Genomic DNA, 16,907 nt, shown 5'->3' with positions numbered 1-16,907 from the left:
AAGGCTGCCAGGAAGGCAGCGAGATCAGGAGAGCGGAGCAGCTCCGTCGCGTCGCTTCTGGGCGCGGCGCCTGGACCTGTCCCGCAAGTACGTCATCCATCGCAGAGCGATCTTCGGCAAGTAGGGCAGCACGCCGGGCAACAGGCTCACCGCACCAACCTGCAGCCCTTTTCGGGCCATGCGTGCAACCCCGGCGGCTGTATAGAACTCCCGATGTATCTGTCGCCGCACTCGCCGCATCTGTTTGCCGGAGCAGTGGTCGGAGTAGATCTTTCCGCTGCTGGAAATCTGATAGCCCGGGCTTTGAGCGACCAGTTCGTCCAGGCCGGAGTAGGGACTGTATCGCAGGCAGGAAAGACCGATCGTGTCCAGGCCGAGTTGGCGAGCGAAGGGGCCGATCGCCAGCATGTCTTTGACGCTCTCCCCGATGCAGCCAAGGATGAAATAGCCGTGAAGGATCATGCGGCTGTGGCGCAGAACCTCGAAGTACTTGCGGATCCGCGCCACGCCGAAGCCCTTCTGCATGGACTGCAGGGTCTTGTCGTGGGCGGACTCGATGCCCAGAAGGAGCATGAGGAAACCCGCCCGCTCCATCTTCCGCAGGACCTCCGGGCGCCGGGCGATCTCCAGTCGGGCGTTGACGATATACTGTTTGCGGATGCCCCGGGCGAGGATCAGGTCGCAGATCCGTTCGACCCGGTCCATGTCGTGCGTGAACAGATCGTCGGTGAAGCCGACCAGTCGAGCGTCCATCTGCCCCAGTTCATCGACGACGGACTCCGGCGACCGGGCCGTCCACTTGCGCTTCTCGCCCCAGGGGTTTCGATTGAATGAACAGAACTTGCACTGAAACGGACAACCGCGCGAGGTGGCGATCGAATCGACCTTCAGGCCCGTGCTGACGCCCTTGATCTTCAGGACGTACGCCCCGCGGCGGAGCCGGCGGTCGGGGTACAGGTCGTCAGGCGCTTGGCCGAGGGTCCGGTTGGGATTATGTCGGATGAGCCCGTCCTTGCGGAAACTCAGCCCGGCAACCTCGTCCATCGGCACGCCCCGACATAGTTCCTCCATCGCCTCCTCGCCGTCGCCTCGGACCACTGCATCGATATTAGGGAACTCCGTCAGCCACCGCTCCGGACACTCGGTTGCGTGTCGGCCGCCGACAATCGTGAGAATCCCCGGCGGCACGGAACGGATTTCTTCGTCCAGAAACTCGCGATCGAGGTCCCAATTGACCGAGAAGCAGACCAGGTCTGTCTCCGGTCGCAGGAAGTCGCCTGTTCGCCCTTTCTCCATTCGAAGATCGACCACATCCAGGGTCCGGGCGTGTCGCTGGACGACAGCGGCAATGAATTCGAGCCCCAGCGGCGGCCAGAAACCCGCCTCATTGAGCTCTCGCCGATAGGGATACACGCACACCGCGTGTCTGAAGGCCGCTGGTTCGTTCGGCTGCATCGTCGCGCTCCTATACCCCCTGCCCCGGTTTCTCAGGTCTGAGTGCAGGCCCATGCTGGCACCGGCCGCAACCGCTGCCAACGCCTGTCGGTCCGACGTGCTGTGCGGCCAGCAATTGATTGTAGCCCGGCCGCCATCAATTCGCAACGTTCCGTTGCCCGGCCAAATGGCGGCTGAAAGACGGATCGTCGCGCGGTAGAATCGGACTCGCCAACAAGCAAGGGAGCAGCAACATGACGCAGATGACAATCGTTCTTCTGGTGGCAGGACTCGTTGTGGTGGGCTGTACGGTAAGTTCCGCCGCGGCGGCGCCGCCCAGCGGCGCGGGCGCGGGGCAGGCCAAGGTCGCCGGCGTGCGGCTGGACCAGGCCGAGATGACGTTTGAATTGATCCTCCGCAGCAACGTTGCCGCCGGCACGGATCTGCGCCTTCGCCAGGAGAGCCGGCTGCGCCCGGTGATCGTCGGCGTTTTCCAGGTGACCGGCGTCACGGTCGCGGGCGAGCCGCTGACCCTGCGCGACGTGCCGACCTTCGAAGACATCACCGGCAAGTGGGGCCAGTACGAGAAGTACGGTCTGATGGCCGTTATCAAAGCCCCCAAAGAATTGCCCGCGGGCACGAAGCTGACCGTGCGCGGCCGCAAGTATGACGGCGTCTCGGCCATCACGCAGCGATACACGATGCGCCAGGCGAGCATGTGGCTCGAGCCGGCGGCGGTCGCCATGGAGGCAGCCGCGCCGGTCAGCGAACCGCTGATCGTGCGGACGCTCAGCGGTCCGGCGCAGTACATCAAGGCGTACCGCAAGGCCGATGGGCGGCTGCTCATCCAGGCCTTCGACAAGGGCGACAACCCTGCCGACAGCGCGGGCGTGACGTACACGATCAAGGACGAGGGCGGCAAGTCGATGACCGTCGCCGCTGCGCCGGGCTACGAGTTGACCGAGGTGCAGTTGCCAGCGCCGCTGCAGGACGCCGCCGCTCTGCACGTGAGCGACAGTGCCGGGCGAACCTGCCGCAGCAGCGCCCTTCCGCGGAGCCTGGACGGGCGGGCCGTCTACTTCGGCGACATCCACGTCCACACCAGCTTCTCCGACGGCGACTACCCCACCGCCGACGTGATCGCCTGGGCGCGGACCCGCATCGGCCTGGACTTCACCGGCCCGGGCGACCATATCAGCGAACAGGGCGACTTCGCCAACCTGACGTACGTCGACTACGCCCGCATCGGGCGCCAGTTCGAACAGACCGGCAAGTTCTGCCGCGTGCCCGCGCTGGAGATCGCCGGCGCGCCCGGACACCAGTTGCTCATGGCGCGTGATTTTGAGAGCTTCGAGAAGGCGATGGCCGCCTACGTCAAGAACGTCGGATCCAAGGGCGGCCTGGACTCCGCCGCCTTCTGCCAGGCCCTGAGCGCCGTGATGATCCCCGGCAAGACGATGATCGTACCGGCCCATCCGCTGGGCGAGAACGCCCGCTGGCCCGACATCGCCGACAAGTCGGCGTTCGGAGCGGCCGAGATCATGCGCGGACCGGGGTCGCAGGAGTCATACGAGAAAGAGCCGCAGTGGCACGCCGGCGGGCGGGGCGGAAAGGACGACAGTTCCATCCGCCACGCCTTGTCGCTGGGGTATAAGCTGGCCTTCACCGGCGACTCCGACAACCACCGCCCCCTGCCGGGCCAACCCCAGGCCGTCTACCACGGCATCACGGCCGTCCAGGCGGAGAAACTCGACACGGCTGGGGTCTTCGACGCCATCGCCGCCCGCCGCTGCTACGCCACCAGCGGAGCGCGGATCGTGGGCGACGCCCGCTTGAACGACGCCCCGATCGGCAGCGACGTGCAGGTCGCCCCGGAGCAGCCGCGGAAGTTCACGATCGTCATACATGGCACGGCGTCGATTGCCGAGACGCAGATCATCCATTGCGGCAAGGTGCTCAAGACCTTCAAGGCGGCCTCCGACCAGCACGATGTGACCGTCGAATGGACGCACACGCCGCCGGCATCCGACAAGGCGCCCTCCCACGAGTACTACTACATCCGCGTGCGTCAGACGGACGGCCACTGCGCCTGGCTGAGCCCGTTCTACATCCAGTAGCACGGTGGCACAGCCTTTCCAGGCTGTGCCTGCACAGGCTGGAAAGCCTGTGCCACCCCGGCCCGCGACATGCATGGGCGGGACGCCCATGCTACTCACGGGCAAGATGCCCGTGCTACGGGGCTGCTCAGTTCCGGGGCTTGAAGGTCTTCTCGTCGAGGACCTTGAGCCCTTTGATGTCGGCGTCAGCATTGCCGCCGGTGGCCAGCACCTGCATCCGGATGGCGCTGTCGGTCACGTCGAAGACGCAGAAGTGGCGCGGGCCGAAGTAGCCGCACCACTCGCGACCGTCAGGCAGGGTCTGCTTGCCGCTGGTGCCGCGGGCGTTGGCGGTGGGACCGGTGGGGCCCTGCTCGTGCGATCCGAACCGCCCGTCCCACTTGTGCCAGCTCTTCCACCCGCTGCAGCCGGTGACGATCTGCGTGCAGCCCTTGCCCGGTTGGGGCTCGATGCGCTCGTACGTCGGGTCCCAGCTCGAGAGCATCATCGTGGCCTTGTACTTGTCCAGCAGGGGCATGATGACGTCGCGGGTCTGCAGGCGCCCGCCGTAGATCCGCTTGCTGTTGATGCCCGACGTATACGCAGGATAGCCGCACAGGACGACGATGAACTTGTCCTTGGACTGGCTGAGCACGCCTTCGAGCCACTGGGTGTTGGCCCCGCCGCTCTTCCAGGCTTCGTTGCCCTCGATGCCGATGAACCGCACCGGGCCGACCACCTTCGTCCAGTTGTGGGCGAACGTGTCGGCGGCCGGCGTGACGTGCAGCTCGTTGAAGATGCCCGTCCAATCGCGGTTGCACGGGGTCACCAGATGCGGCACGCGGGCGAGCATCTCGGCGGCAGGGGCGGCGTAGGCCGCCTCGAGATTGAACGACCACGACTCCTGCTCCATCAGGTTGCCGGTGTTGAGGACGAAGTTCGGCTGGGCCTTGAGGACGAGCCTGGAGGTGACGGCCCAGGGGTGCTTGGTGAGTTCCTCAGGCGCCACCGGATGCTGCTGCATGTTGCCCAGGGCGACGAAGCGGAACTCCTTGCCCGGCAGCGCGACGGCGTACGGTCCGCGTTTCGTCACGTGATCGCCCACCTTCGCCGAGACGGTGTAGGAGACCTTGCGCGTATCTTTGGGCAGCTCGATCTTGACGCGGTGCCAGATGCCCACGGGAGCGGTAGTCTTGACAGTCGGGCGGGCAGGCTCGGTCGACGTGGCTTCGATTGTCAGTTCCGCCGGAAGCTGCGTACGGCAGGCGAAAGTGAAGTACCCCTCCCCGGTGTCGCCGAGGATGGGGCCGTTGTAGATGTTGGCCGGCTGAGGCTCGGCAGCGACAATCTTCGCGTCGATGAGAGTCGGAGGCTTTCGCAGGCCCGTCCAGGCGGCCCCGCCCCAGTAAGTGTACACGTGCCCGCTGATCTCGATGGTATTGGCGCCTTGCTTGAGGCCGCTCAGGGGCACCCAGAATTGCAGCAGCGGTCCGTGGGCAAGCTCGATCTCCTTGCCGTTGACCTTGATCACGGCGTCGAGCAGCGTGGGGCAGAAGCCCAGGTCTTTCCAGTACCCGCCGCTGGCTGCGACGATATCTCCATTGCAGATGGACGCGCGAGGGTCGTCGCTATCTTCGCAGATTCGCACGAACGCGCCGGCGACCTTGGCCGGGTCTGCAATCTCCAACGTGCCCTTCCAGACGTACTGGTACATCGACGTGTCGACGTTGTCCTTGGACTTCTCGCTTCCCGGCGGCGGCGGCGGGCAGGGCTTGTCGGAGAAAGTCTTGCCGCCGTCCTTGCTGTACTGCCACTTCACCGATAACGAGGTGAACTTGATGTTCTCAAAGGGTCCGTTGGGTTCTTCGGCGCGCGCGGTTGCCGCGAAGGCAACTGCCGCGGCGACGATCAGGCCTGGCACGACGCTCTTGTTCATGTGACGCATGCGTGGTTCCTTTCGAGGGCTCATGGGCGCATGTTGAAAGCCCGCGTGTTCCAATGAAACACGTGAGCTGACGCCTGCGGTCGCTGTTTCCCCATTACGGATTGGCGGGTTGGCCCATGCGCAAGGCGCTGATGATGGGCCCGTGGCGCGGGACATCGTCCGCGATGCGGGTGTCGACCCAGAAGCAGTGCTGCAGCACGCCGTTGGGATAATAGGCCACGTACAGCTTGCCGTGTTCGGGCACGCCGACGGCGAGCACTTTCTGCGCATCATCATACAACTCGTCGATGCTCTTGGCCGCCGCGCCGTCGCCATGGCTGCCCAGCGCGTCGGCGCTCTCGGTCCAGCCCTCGGGTTTGGGCTGAGGCTGCTCGACCGTCGTCCCATCGGGCGACAGGCGAACCACCTGCACCTGGTTTCGATTGAACTTTTCCAGCCGCCTCTGGACCACCTTGCCCTCTTTGGCAACGATGGTGGTCGTCTGGCCGAATCCGACCCAACTCTGGAACTTCACGTCGTATTCGTAATTGCCGCCAGAGGCGGCCTTGAGCTTGAGCCAGGCCGCCTTGCTCGTCTGCAACCGCTCCTGCTCGCGCGCAGACTCTGCGGCGGCCTTGAGCGCAGAGGCCTTCACCTGCACCGTCAGGGTGAAGGTTTTGGCCGGCGGGGTGTTCTTTTCCCACGGGCGTTTGTACTCCAGGGTCAAAACGCTTTGACCGACCTTGACGGGCTCGAACGTGGCGACGAACGTTCCGCCGACGCCGACGCGGCCGCGCGCGGGGGCTTGTTCGTATTCGATCTTGCCGACGAGCTTGACCGCGTCGCCTTCAATTTTGGCGACGGTCCAGGCGAATCCGGTGGTCATGTTGCCGCTCAGGCGGATGATGAGCTTCTGCCCCATCGCCACCTCGACGGTCTTTCCGTCCTGGTCCGCGGCGACGACTTTCGCCGCCGGTTCGTCCGCGGGTTTGTCGGCGGGCTTGGTGGCAGGCTGCGTTGTCGCGGCCGCCAGCGCCGCCAGGCATGCCTGGCACTTGCCCTGCTTGGCCGAGCAGGCCCGGCAGAGCGTGAAGGCTCCGCTGGAGGTATCCCCGCTGCAGCTTCGGCACGTGCCGATATCGCAGGTGAACATTCTGTCAGAGCACTTGGGGCATAGGTCGGCGACGGCGAAGTTGGCCAGGAACAATACGGTCACGATTGCGGCGATCTTTCTCATGCGATTCTCCAGTATGTCTCTTTCGAGCATCCGGCCATTGGACGCCGGCGACGGCGAAAAGTTCCCGGATCTTCGCCCGATCTATTGGAAAGCATAGCCGAAGATCTTATCCTGCAACCACTGAGTTTTGTCCGGGCTCTTTTTCGTTGGTGGAAAGGACTACTGATGGCGATTCCGAGGAACGAGTACCCGCGGCCGCAGTTTGTGCGCAAAGACTGGCTGTGCCTTAACGGCCCGTGGGAGTTCGAGATCGATGCCGGCGACACCGGGGCCGAACGCGGTTTGACCGAGCGACCCCTGGCGGACAAGATCATCGTGCCCTTCTGCCCCGAGAGCAAACTTTCGGGCCTGGAGCATCTGGATTTCATGAACACCGTGTGGTACCGCCGCACGGTGAGCATCCCCAAGGCCTGGAGCGGCCGAAACGTGCTGCTGCATTTCGAGGCCGTCGACTACGAGGCCACCGTCTGGGTCAACGGCAGGAAGGTCGGCCAGCACCGCGGCGGGTGGTGCGGTTTCACGTGCGATCTGACGGGAGCCGCCCAGGGCGGCGGCAAAGCGACGATCGTCGTCCGCGCGCGGGACCTACGGGCCGACGCCGGCAAACCCGCCGGCAAGCAAATCAACTGGGCATACCACCCCAGCGGCTGCAACTACCCGCGCACGACGGGTATCTGGCAGAGCGTGTGGATGGAACCGGTTCCGGCGGTGCGTCTCAATCCCCCGCGGATCACGCCCGACGTGCGCGGCGGGCGATTCCTGCTGACCCAGCCCATCACGAACAGCCGCCCCGGCACCGCCCTGCGCGTGACGCTGCGCGACGCCAAAGGCATCGTCTGCACCGTCAAGGCCGATGCCACGCAGGACTTCACCCCCACGCTCGATCTGCCGATCCCCAAGAGCCGCCGGCGGCTGTGGTGCTGCGAAGATCCGTTCCTCTACGATATCCGAATCGAGTTGCTCGACGGGCGGGGCAAAGTCATCGACGCCGCTGACAGCTACGCCGGCCTGCGCAGCATCACGATCGACGGCAAGGCGGTGAAGCTCAACGGCCGCAGCGTCTTCCAGCGCCTCGTGCTGGACCAGGGCTATTACCCTGATGGCATCCTGACGGCGCCCTCGGACAAGGCGCTGGTCAAGGACATCGAGTTGTCGATGGCGGCGGGCTTCAACGGCGCGCGGCTGCACCAGAAGGTGTTTGAACAGCGGTTCCTCTACCACGCCGACCGGATGGGCTACCTGGTCTGGGGCGAGTTCGGCGACTGGGGCATCGACAAGGCCTCGCCTAAGGCTACGTACATCGGCCAGTGGCTCGAGGTGCTGCAGCGCGACTACAACCACCCGTCGATCGTCGGATGGTGCCCGCTCAACGAGACCGGTCAGCCGATCCCCGACGGCGTCGAGGGGCTCGACGATCTGACGCACGGGCTGTTCCTGGCCGCCAAGGCGATGGACACGACTCGCCCGGTAATCGACGCGTCGGGCTACTCGCACCGCCGGCAGGACACCGACATCTACGACAGCCACGACTACGAACAGGACCCGGCGAGTTTCAAGGCCCGCCACGCAAGCCTGGCGCAGGACGACCCGTACGTCAACCCGGGCAAGGCCGGCCAATGGTCGCTGCCGTACGCGGGTCAGCCGTTCTTCATCAGCGAGTTCGGCGGCACGTGGTGGCACCTGGAGATGAACACGCACCGCGAGAAGTACGCCTCCGATCTGTCGTGGGGCTTCGGCATGTCGCCGATGACGCTGGAAGAGTTCTACCAGCGGTTCGAAGGCCTTTGCGGCGTGCTGCTGGACGACCCGCACATGTTCGGCTACTGCTACACGCAGCTCACCGACGTCTTTCAGGAGCAGAACGGGGTCTACCTCTTCGACCGCAAGCCCAAGTTCAACATCGCCCGCCTGCGCCGCGCGCAGGCGCGCCCGGCCGCGATCGAGCACTATGGAGTGCGGCAGCCTTAGCTGCCGCTTTGGATGGTCAAGGTGTGACACGAAGGCGCAGAGAAAACCGGAAAAGAATAAGTACGCTTTCGCGATGAGTTTCGTCGTCTGTAGTTGTCTGTGCGATTCGGCGCCGGTCTGCGGCCGATCGAAAGACGGCGGCGCTACTCCTCGATGTGGATGGCATCGACGGGACAGCTCTCGGCGGCTTCGGTGGTTTTCGCGCGCAGTTCCGCCGGGACCGGGTCGGTGATGGGCTTGGCGAAGCCGTCGTCGCCCATCTGGAAGACTTCCGGGCAGATGTCCACGCACAATTCGCAGCCGATGCAGGTTTCGTCGACGATGGCTTTCATGATATCCCCTGAGGCCGGGCCTCAGTTGCGCCGGAAGAGTCGAGGCAGAGGGCGCTGAAGAACGCATCTCCGCGACGACTCTTCCGTCGGCAACTGCGATAGCCCCGGCGGGAGCGATGGCGGTCTCCCCCCCGTGGGTTAGACCGCCAGGCTGCCCTCCAGGGCATAACGGATCTTCGATAGCGAACTCTTCTCGATCTGCCGCACGCGTTCCAGCGACAACCCCAGGATCTTGCCGATCTGCATGAGCGTGCGCGGTTGATCGTCGTCAGACATTCCAAAGCGTTCCTGGATGACGGTGCGTTCGATGTCGCTCAGGGCGGCATGGTTCTTGAGCAGCACCTGGCGCACGACGTCGATGGCATCGGTGCGCTGCTGTTCGTGGCGCTGTTCGATGAAGTCGCTGCGCTCCAGTTCCGGGTCGAACTGCACGGGGCAGTATTTGTGCCGCGTGCGGGCCTTGCTGGCCAGGCGCGAGAAGCAGGCCAGGATCGAGCGGCAGGCGTAGGTCGAAAACTTGAACCCGCGCGCGACGTCGAACTTCTCGACGCTGCGCAGAACGGCCATGTAGCCTTCCGAGATCAGGTCGCTGAACTCCACGCCGCTGTGGGTGGCTCGCTGGGCCATCGCCGGAACCAGCGGCAGATTGGCATGCACGATCTTGCGGTGGGCGTCCTGGGCGCGGCGCCGCCAGAGCCCCCACTGCTGCGTCGCAGCGCCGCTGCGGCGCGTCAGCTTCGACATGCGGTACTTGGCGTAGTTGTATCGCAGGAACAGTAGTTTCTCCTCGTGCGTTCGCAGCGAGGGGCGGCTCTGCGGTTGCTCGGGCACGTCATCGAGCACCTGCGGGAGCAGGCGGTAGTTCGGCACGTCGATCGACGCCGAGGACGGCCCCCACAGCCGCTCCTCCGCCCCTGGCAGCGAGAAACTGCGATGATGAACGTGATCCAGGCTGGGCAGTTCCATCTCCATCCGGGTCAGCCATTCCTTGTCGAGATCTTTGCTGCTGCAGGAAGCCGCCGGGGCCCGCCGCCGGGATGTGACGATTGCTTTGACCACGTTTCTGTCCTTGCCGCCCTGACCGGGGCCCCGGGCTCTTGAGGAAGCCTTCCACCCGTCGCTGCGGGCAGACCGCGGCCGTGCCGCGACTGCACGTTTGGATTGTGAAGCATTTGTTTTCATGGTGACCTCGCCGAATCAGGCGCTGCAGAACGACGAATGCTCCTGTCCGGCCAGGTCAGAATGCAGTGTCAGAACATTTGGCAGAGCGCTGTTGGGCTGGTGGCGAGCCAGTTCCCTGGGCAACGCCACTTCCATCGTGGCCAGATATCCGCTGACGGCCGCGTGCATCTTGCGGGAGGCTTCCTGCCGCGTGTGCCCCCAGACCCGGCAGCCGGGCAACGCCGGGCACCAGGCCTTGAATGTCCCGTCAGCCTGGGCAGTCATTTTGAAGACCAGTTTCATATTGCACATCCTCAAGTAAATAAAGATCGTTCGAGGCGTCAGAGACCAACCGTCTCGCTTGCTTCAATTGTGGCCTGAGCCGGAGAGCTTTCAATCGGTGCTGTTACCGCTTTGTGACCTGCCGATACTTCCAGAGGCACTGGGGAAAACACCTAGAAGCGGACGAGAGAAGAGGGACGGGGGGAGGGAGGGATGGGTGGACGGGTGGATGGATGGACGGGTGAAGTACTCGCCAGGGATAACTGATTACCGATTACTGATTACCGATCACCGCTTTGATCAACATTCCTGGTACTGCACCCAGTGGATCGCCTGGCGGAGCAGGCGCGAGGCGCTGCTGCATTTGAGCTTGTCCTTGATGTTCTCGCGGTGCGAATCGACGGTCTTGGAACTGATGTGAAGCCGCTGGGCGATCTCCCGCGTCGGAAGACCGTTGCCGATCAGCTCGAAAATCTCCAGTTCGCGATCGGTCAGCGTGTCGAAAGGGGTACGCCCGCCGCCGGTTCCGGAGTTGGCGAAACGGCTGAGCACCTTCGACGACATCTGCCCGCTGATATAGATATTTCCCCGCAGCACCGTCCGGATACCTTCGATGACGTTGGCGGGATTTTCCTCTTTGGTGATGTAACCCATCGCCCCCGATCTCAATACTCGCTCGGCATAGAGCGCCTCGTCGCGCATCGACAGCACGACCATCCGCAGATCAGGGAACTGCGTGCTGGCCTGGCGGATCAGATCCAAGCCGCTGCTGTCCTTGAGACTCAGGTCGATCAGGACCACGTCGGGTTTCTGGGCGGCCATCATCACCAGGGCGTCAACGGCGTTATCCGTCTCGCCGCAGATGCACAGGTCGCTCTCGCGTTCGACCACCATCCGAACGCCCTGCCGGACGATCGGGTGGTCTTCAACGAGCAGAACCTTCGTCAATATGACCGTGGCGCGCGCTTTTTCAGATTTGCTCATATGCATCCTCATCCATCCCCGAACCCGACTTGGCGTAATCATAACACGCGCCAGCGGAAGTTCACTAAAAAAACCGCCGGCCGTCCTGCTTCGCCATCGCGGTGGCATTTTCTCCTTCGCCCGGCGCGCATATAGTGAATAAGGGAAGCTTAGACCAATAAGCAGGAGGCTCGTCATGGCCGAGCAGATCACCAAGGCTCGCATCCGCGAGTTGATGTCGCAAGTTCATCCGCAGAACGTTTCGATCACCATGGCCATGCATCCGTTCGGGCCCTCCAAGCAGGAAGATGCCCTCCGGCTCAAGAACCTGCTGGAAAAGGCTCGCAACGGTCTTATGGCCCTGGGCGTCGCCGGCGCGCGGGCGCAGCGGCGAGTTGACGGCGTGGCCGCACGCGTCGGCGCCGGTCACATTTGGGAAAACCAGTGCCACGGACTGGCCGTCTATTTGGGTCAGGAGAGAGACTATGTCTTTCTGCTGCCCCAGCCGCCGCGCGAGATGGTCGTCGTGGGTCCGAGATTCCAGATCAAACCGCTCCTGGCGGCGGTAAGTCCCCAGGGAAAATTCTACATTCTGGCCTTGAGCTCCAATCACGTGAGGCTTTACGAAGTTGACCGCAGGAGCATCAAGGCCGTCGAGACCCCGGCGATACCTCGCGACTATGCCGAGGCCACGCGCTTCAACGAGTTTCAGCGCCAGGTCAGCTTTCACACCGGAACGTCGGGGCACGGCCCCGGCGCCAGACGCCCGGCGATGTTCCACGCCCAGGGCGGCGGCGGGGACGACTCCGACAAGAAAAAGTACCTCCTGGACTTCTGCCACCTGGTAGACACCGGCCTTCAGAACGTGCTGGCTGGCGAAACCGTCCCGCTGGTGCTGGCGGCGTGTGAACCGCTGGCGGGCATGTTCCGCCAGTGCTGCAGCTATCGGTTCCTCTATGACCGATCCGTCGATGGCAATCCTGAGTTGCTGGCCCCACAGGACCTGCACGCACTGGCGATGCGGGAGATGGGCGAGCACTTCTCGCTCACGAGGCGCCGCCATGGCGATCTCTACCGCCAGTTGGCTTCAACGCCTCACGCATCGAGCAACATCGAGGAGATCCTCTCAGCCGCCGGATATGGGCGCGTCGAGACGCTGTTTGTCTCTGGCGAGGACCAGTGCTGGGGCCGCTACGACGGCGACAGCGGGCAGATGGAGATTCACGACGCCCAGCAGGACGGCGACGAAGACCTCTTCGACCTAGCCGCGGCGCAGACGTTTCAAAACGGCGGAACGATCCACGTCCTGCCGCGTAACGAGATGCCCGACACCGGGGCGATCGCCGCGACGTTCCGGTACGCCCTGTCCAACGCCGAGGCGGGATAAACGAAGATCAGGGGCGCGGGCATCCATAGACGTGAACGCCCGCACTGTCGGCGACGACGACCGCGTTGTCCAGGATCACGGCCTGAGCGTCGCAGTCCTGGCGATAGGATTGGCTGCACGCGGCGCCGGTCAGTTCGCGGCGGGACAAATGGACCGCCGTCACGGCGTCGAAGACGTCCACATGCATCCGCGGCTCGATCCTTGCCCACTTGACGTCGATGTCCTGGCGCTCGCGTCGGTGCAGGTACTTGCCCTTGAGGCCCGACACCACGACCATCTTGCTGCCGACGACGCGGAAATCGTAGATGCCCTGCAGCGTCTGCTCGGGCCCGGGCGGCAGGTTATAGATGATTTCCTTCCGCGTTGCGGGGTCAAAGCGGAACAGTTGCCCGTAGAACCGCAGGTACGCCCCGTCGGCTTTGGATCGCACGCCCATGCACCAGGGATAGATCTCCGTGATGCGCGGGTCCGCCCCGCGGCGCCACGCCCCGGTGACGCCCGGGTCGCCCACGGCTGGGCGATATTTCGCCCGCAAGGCGCCGTTGATGTAGCACACGCCGGCGGGGCCAAAGGCCGAGCAGTCCGGCCAGTTCACCAGGTCGTCCAGCAGCGGCGAGATTTGTCGCACCCCGCCGCTGGTGGCGTCGACCGCCACGTCGGCCACCTGCCACGCTCCCCCGTCGCCGCCGAAGGCTGCGGTGAGGAACAGGTGCAGTTGCGCCCGCGCGTCAGCCCCGCGCTCGAACCGCATGCCCAGCAGCCCCTGGCGCGGGCGGAAACGCATCGGGTCGCTGAAGGGGCGCGACCAGAGCACCTTGCCCGTGCCGCCATCGACGGCTGCAGCATAAGGCTCCCAACTGTTGCCCAGCCTCCACGGGCAGGTTGCCGCCGCCACGAACGAGTCGTCGCCGTCGATCTGGTACGGACAAAACGGCAACTTGACCGACCAGCGCAGCGTTCCGTCAGCGAGGTCCAGGGCGGTCAGGTCGTGGCCGCTTCGCAGCACCATGCGGCCGCCGACAATGCTGCCACCGGCGGCCTGGGCGGGCAGGAATTGCTGCCAGGCGATCTTGACTTGCCCGCGCAGTTGCAGGGACGCGGCTTGGCGGCCGACCAGCACGCCCAGCGCGCCTGCGTCGCGGTCCTGCGGCGGCGTCACGAGGATCGGGTTCTGGCAGGGCAGGCTCCAGACCTCTTTGATGTCGGCCGGCGCGGCGAAAATATCCGCCCCCTCGGCGAGGGAGACACTCCTGCCGGCCGCGAGCGTCGGCCCGGCCACTTCAGCCAGCGAGCCGTCGGGTAAGATCGCGTGCTGCCAGAGGCTGCCCAAGTTGAGATCGCGCTGCTCGAGCGTTTTGCCCGTCTGGGCCTGCAGGCGGTGCGCGACAGCGCCGCTGACGAGAATGACCTCGCCGGCGACCACGGCGGCCTGCGAACCGGTGCCCTGCTCGAAAGAGCGGCACCACTGCACGCGCCCGGTGGCGACATCCAGCCCCGCCAGCCACTGCCCGTTGACGCACACCAGAGTGCCGCCGCTGACGCCGACGAGCCTGTCCGAGGGAACCAGCAACGCCTCCCAGAGCAGTTTGCCGCTGTCGCGATGCAGCGCCAACACGCCGCTGTGGTCGCGCGGCGCCACCAGCACTGTCTCGCCCGCCACGATCGCCCCGGCCCCCTCCCGCGACGACTGACCGGCCGAGCCGGCGTAGCCGCTGAGCCATTCCACCGTCCCGTCGCGGGCGTCGCAGCGGGCCACGATCCCCAGGTTCGTCGCGCAGTACACCGACCCCTGATGCACCGACACGCAGCACGCCCCCCGCGCCGATTCAAAGTCGCCGCGGTCCCAACTGCCGATGCCCTGCTTCCAGAGCAGGTGGCCGCTGCGCCCGTCCAGGCACACCAGCGTCAGCGCGGATGAATCCTCGCCGCCCTGCACCGCCAGCGCGTACAGACGCCCCTCGGCGACGGTCGGCTCGCTCAGTGGCGTAAGGTTCTTCCACTCACTCGACTCTGCGGTGGTCCACAGCGCGGCGCCGCCGCGAACGTCGCAGGCCTCGATCTGCGGCTTGGCGCCATCGACGAGCGTGTAGAACGCCCGCAAGGTTCCCAGCGCCGCGGCGACATCGCCCAGAGCCGACGAGGCGGGCCCGCGCACGGCGATGGGCCGCGGGAGGTTCTGCCGCCACCAGCGCGACGCTTCGACAAACGTCACGCCTTGCGCAGGAACCTTGGCAGCATTAGTTGCTTCCTGCGGCGGCGCGTGTACCCAGAGGCTCTTGCCGCCGGCCGCGGCGAACCGGGCGAGCTTCGCTCCGCTGACAAACATCGCATCGCCGTCGACCTGGATCGCATCCACCGGGCCGACGTCGCGCGGAGCGCCGGCGCCGCTCGGCGCCGCCCACAGCGGCGGCAGCTCGATGCGCCGCCGAACCAGCGATGCCAACGCGATCGGGCGCTCGCTCGCCCCCGCCGCGGCCGACAGAATCGCTTCCTTGATCTTCGCCGCCGGCGATCTGCCGCCGCGCCACGGCAGCAGCGTGCTGTCAGGCACCGCCGCCATGGCGGCGTCGATCTGCCAGCGCGGGGCGTTTTCCTGAGCCAGCGCCAGCCATAACCCCACTTGGGCGCACAATCGCAGGTCGGCGTCTCCCGCGTGACGCAGCACGTCGCCAAAGGCCGCGAAGGCGCCCTGCCGCCGCCCGCCGCGGAGCGAGTGCTCGCCGAAGTCCAGCAGCGCCTCATGCACGCTGGCGGCCCAGGGATACTTCCTGGCCAGGTTGGCCAGGTCGTGCGGGTCGCCGCCCTGGCGAAGCTGTTGGGCCAGGTTGCGTGCGGCCTGTTCCTGCGCCGTCCGCAGCGCCGTCAGCGCCTGGGGCGGCAGGTGACACAGGGCCTGGTCGGCCGCGGCGCGGTAGGAAATGTAATGCGTGTCGCTGACTCGCAGCAGCAGGCCCGACTGCCCGCCCAGGTCGGCCACGCGCGCCAGCTCGTCGGCTTTGGCGGCGGCGTCTTCGGCCTCGCGGATATGGATGGCCGCTTCCCACCGCATTTCCATGTCGACGTTGCGGGGCACGCGGATGGCCGGACCGGGCAGCGCCCGCCCCATGCCCTTCGACGCGTCCTGTGACTTGTCGTAATACGCCGCCGCCTGCTCGCCGTGCCCCATCGCCGTCAACAGGTCGCCCGCGGCCGCGTACGCGCGAGGACACTGCGGGCCCACGCGGGCGACCGCCTTGAAGAACGCCGCAAAGGCGTCGTATCGCGGCTGGGCGGCCAGCGCCGCCGCCATTCGCTGCAGCGCCGCGAGGACGACCGGATCCGTGTTGGGGATGGCGCCGGCCTCGTTGAGGTCGAGGATCTCCTGCATGACGAAAGCCCAGTCCATCGCCGAGGGGTTCTTGACGGCATCCTGGAAGGGCTGATCGATGATGTCGGCGTAGGCCGCCGCAGCAAGGTCTTTGCGCTGCGGGAACTCCTTGATCAACGCGTAGAGGTAGTAGGACCGCCACCACATGCTGCCGGCCTGGGCGTACGCGTCGGCGATCTGGCGATAGGCATCGGCGTGCTTTTCCCGATCGGCCGGCGATTTGAACCGCGCGATCATCGCCTTGAGCAGCGTGATCTTGCGAAGCGCCTGGGTGCGAGATGCGACAGCCGCAGCCGCCTTGTCGCGTCCGGCCTTGACCGGCTCGCCCAGCGGATTGGCTGCCAGCGTCTGCTCCCACGTGTCGCGCCAAACGATCGGCGGCCCGGTCCACTCCGGCGGCAGATAGTCCACCTCCCGCGCCCGCGGCGGCCCCTGTGCAAAAGCCGCCGCCGGCAAGAGGACCAGCGCTGCGATCAGCGATTTGAAAGCACGTTTGGGCATCCACGTTCATAACCCCCGCCCACCTGTCGGGGAACAGCAAATCGCCTCGGCCCCCAGGTGCCGTGGCGGGGAGTCCCGAAGGGACGGACAGCCACGATCCCTGATCGCCGGGTGCCATGGCGGCCGTTTCTTAGAGCATCTAGCGATCATCTGTAGCGTATCCGCAGCTACGGAAGTAGCCTTGGCACTCCTCCGCGCTCACGGCCCTGAGAGCTTGGCCGATCACACCAATGAGTTCCTCCAACGTACGCCCGG

Annotated in this window: 11 protein-coding genes; 3 read left to right on the top strand and 8 right to left on the bottom strand. The window is 65.5% G+C overall.

Annotated features, from left to right (window positions below; all coding sequences use genetic code 11):
* Positions 1 to 24 precede the first annotated feature (24 nt).
* Positions 25 to 1,455, bottom strand: coding sequence for a radical SAM protein (locus tag ABFD92_12970; GenBank protein ID MEN6505450.1), 1,431 nt, complete (start codon positions 1,453 to 1,455; stop codon positions 25 to 27).
* Positions 1,456 to 1,688: 233 nt separating this feature from the next.
* Here ABFD92_12970 and ABFD92_12965 point away from each other — a divergent pair, with 233 nt between their 5' ends.
* Entirely contained in the window at positions 1,689 to 3,551 is a 1,863-nt protein-coding gene (locus ABFD92_12965) for a CehA/McbA family metallohydrolase (protein ID MEN6505449.1), read from the top strand.
* A 127-nt stretch (positions 3,552 to 3,678) separates the two neighbouring features.
* Here ABFD92_12965 and ABFD92_12960 read toward each other — a convergent pair whose 3' ends face one another.
* Together ABFD92_12960 and ABFD92_12955 are read right to left on the bottom strand one after the other, a co-directional pair.
* On the bottom strand, positions 3,679 to 5,475 hold the full coding sequence (locus ABFD92_12960) for a hypothetical protein (GenBank protein ID MEN6505448.1): 1,797 nt from the start codon (positions 5,473 to 5,475) through the stop codon (positions 3,679 to 3,681).
* Between the two features lie 94 nt (positions 5,476 to 5,569).
* Positions 5,570 to 6,691, bottom strand: coding sequence for a protease inhibitor I42 family protein (locus ABFD92_12955; protein MEN6505447.1), 1,122 nt, complete (start codon positions 6,689 to 6,691; stop codon positions 5,570 to 5,572).
* A 165-nt stretch (positions 6,692 to 6,856) separates the two neighbouring features.
* On the opposite strand from ABFD92_12955, the gene ABFD92_12950 reads away from it, so the two are divergent.
* Positions 6,857 to 8,659, top strand: coding sequence for a sugar-binding domain-containing protein (locus tag ABFD92_12950; protein MEN6505446.1), 1,803 nt, complete (start codon positions 6,857 to 6,859; stop codon positions 8,657 to 8,659).
* 143 nt (positions 8,660 to 8,802) lie between these two features.
* Here ABFD92_12950 and ABFD92_12945 read toward each other — a convergent pair whose 3' ends face one another.
* The 4 genes from ABFD92_12945 to ABFD92_12930 all read right to left on the bottom strand — a co-directional run bounded on the left by ABFD92_12945 (position 8,803) and on the right by ABFD92_12930 (position 11,418).
* Positions 8,803 to 8,991, bottom strand: a complete 189-nt coding sequence (locus ABFD92_12945) for a ferredoxin (GenBank protein ID MEN6505445.1) — start codon at positions 8,989 to 8,991, stop codon at positions 8,803 to 8,805.
* 138 nt (positions 8,992 to 9,129) lie between these two features.
* Positions 9,130 to 10,050 carry a sigma-70 family RNA polymerase sigma factor gene (locus ABFD92_12940; GenBank protein MEN6505444.1) on the bottom strand — a complete coding sequence of 307 codons (921 nt, stop codon included), beginning with the start codon at positions 10,048 to 10,050 and terminating at the stop codon, positions 9,130 to 9,132.
* A gap of 138 nt (positions 10,051 to 10,188) precedes the next feature.
* The gene (locus ABFD92_12935; GenBank protein MEN6505443.1) at positions 10,189 to 10,455 is read right to left on the bottom strand and encodes a hypothetical protein; all 267 of its coding nucleotides are present in this window, start codon (positions 10,453 to 10,455) and stop codon (positions 10,189 to 10,191) included.
* Between the two features lie 279 nt (positions 10,456 to 10,734).
* The gene (locus ABFD92_12930; GenBank protein MEN6505442.1) at positions 10,735 to 11,418 is read right to left on the bottom strand and encodes a response regulator transcription factor; all 684 of its coding nucleotides are present in this window, start codon (positions 11,416 to 11,418) and stop codon (positions 10,735 to 10,737) included.
* A 175-nt stretch (positions 11,419 to 11,593) separates the two neighbouring features.
* On the opposite strand from ABFD92_12930, the gene ABFD92_12925 reads away from it, so the two are divergent.
* Positions 11,594 to 12,784: a hypothetical protein gene (locus ABFD92_12925; GenBank protein MEN6505441.1), complete on the top strand. Its 1,191-nt coding sequence runs from the start codon at positions 11,594 to 11,596 to the stop codon at positions 12,782 to 12,784.
* A 7-nt stretch (positions 12,785 to 12,791) separates the two neighbouring features.
* Here the strand turns inward: ABFD92_12925 and ABFD92_12920 are convergent, their stop codons facing one another.
* Positions 12,792 to 16,652, bottom strand: a complete 3,861-nt coding sequence (locus ABFD92_12920) for a PQQ-binding-like beta-propeller repeat protein (GenBank protein ID MEN6505440.1) — start codon at positions 16,650 to 16,652, stop codon at positions 12,792 to 12,794.
* Positions 16,653 to 16,907: the final 255 nt, after the last annotated feature.

The organism is Planctomycetaceae bacterium (assembly GCA_039680605.1).
Lineage (GTDB): Bacteria > Planctomycetota > Phycisphaerae > SM23-33 > SM23-33 > JAJFUU01.
The sequence above is the reverse complement of the archived record's forward strand: the minus strand, read 5'-3'. Positions and strand labels throughout refer to the sequence as shown.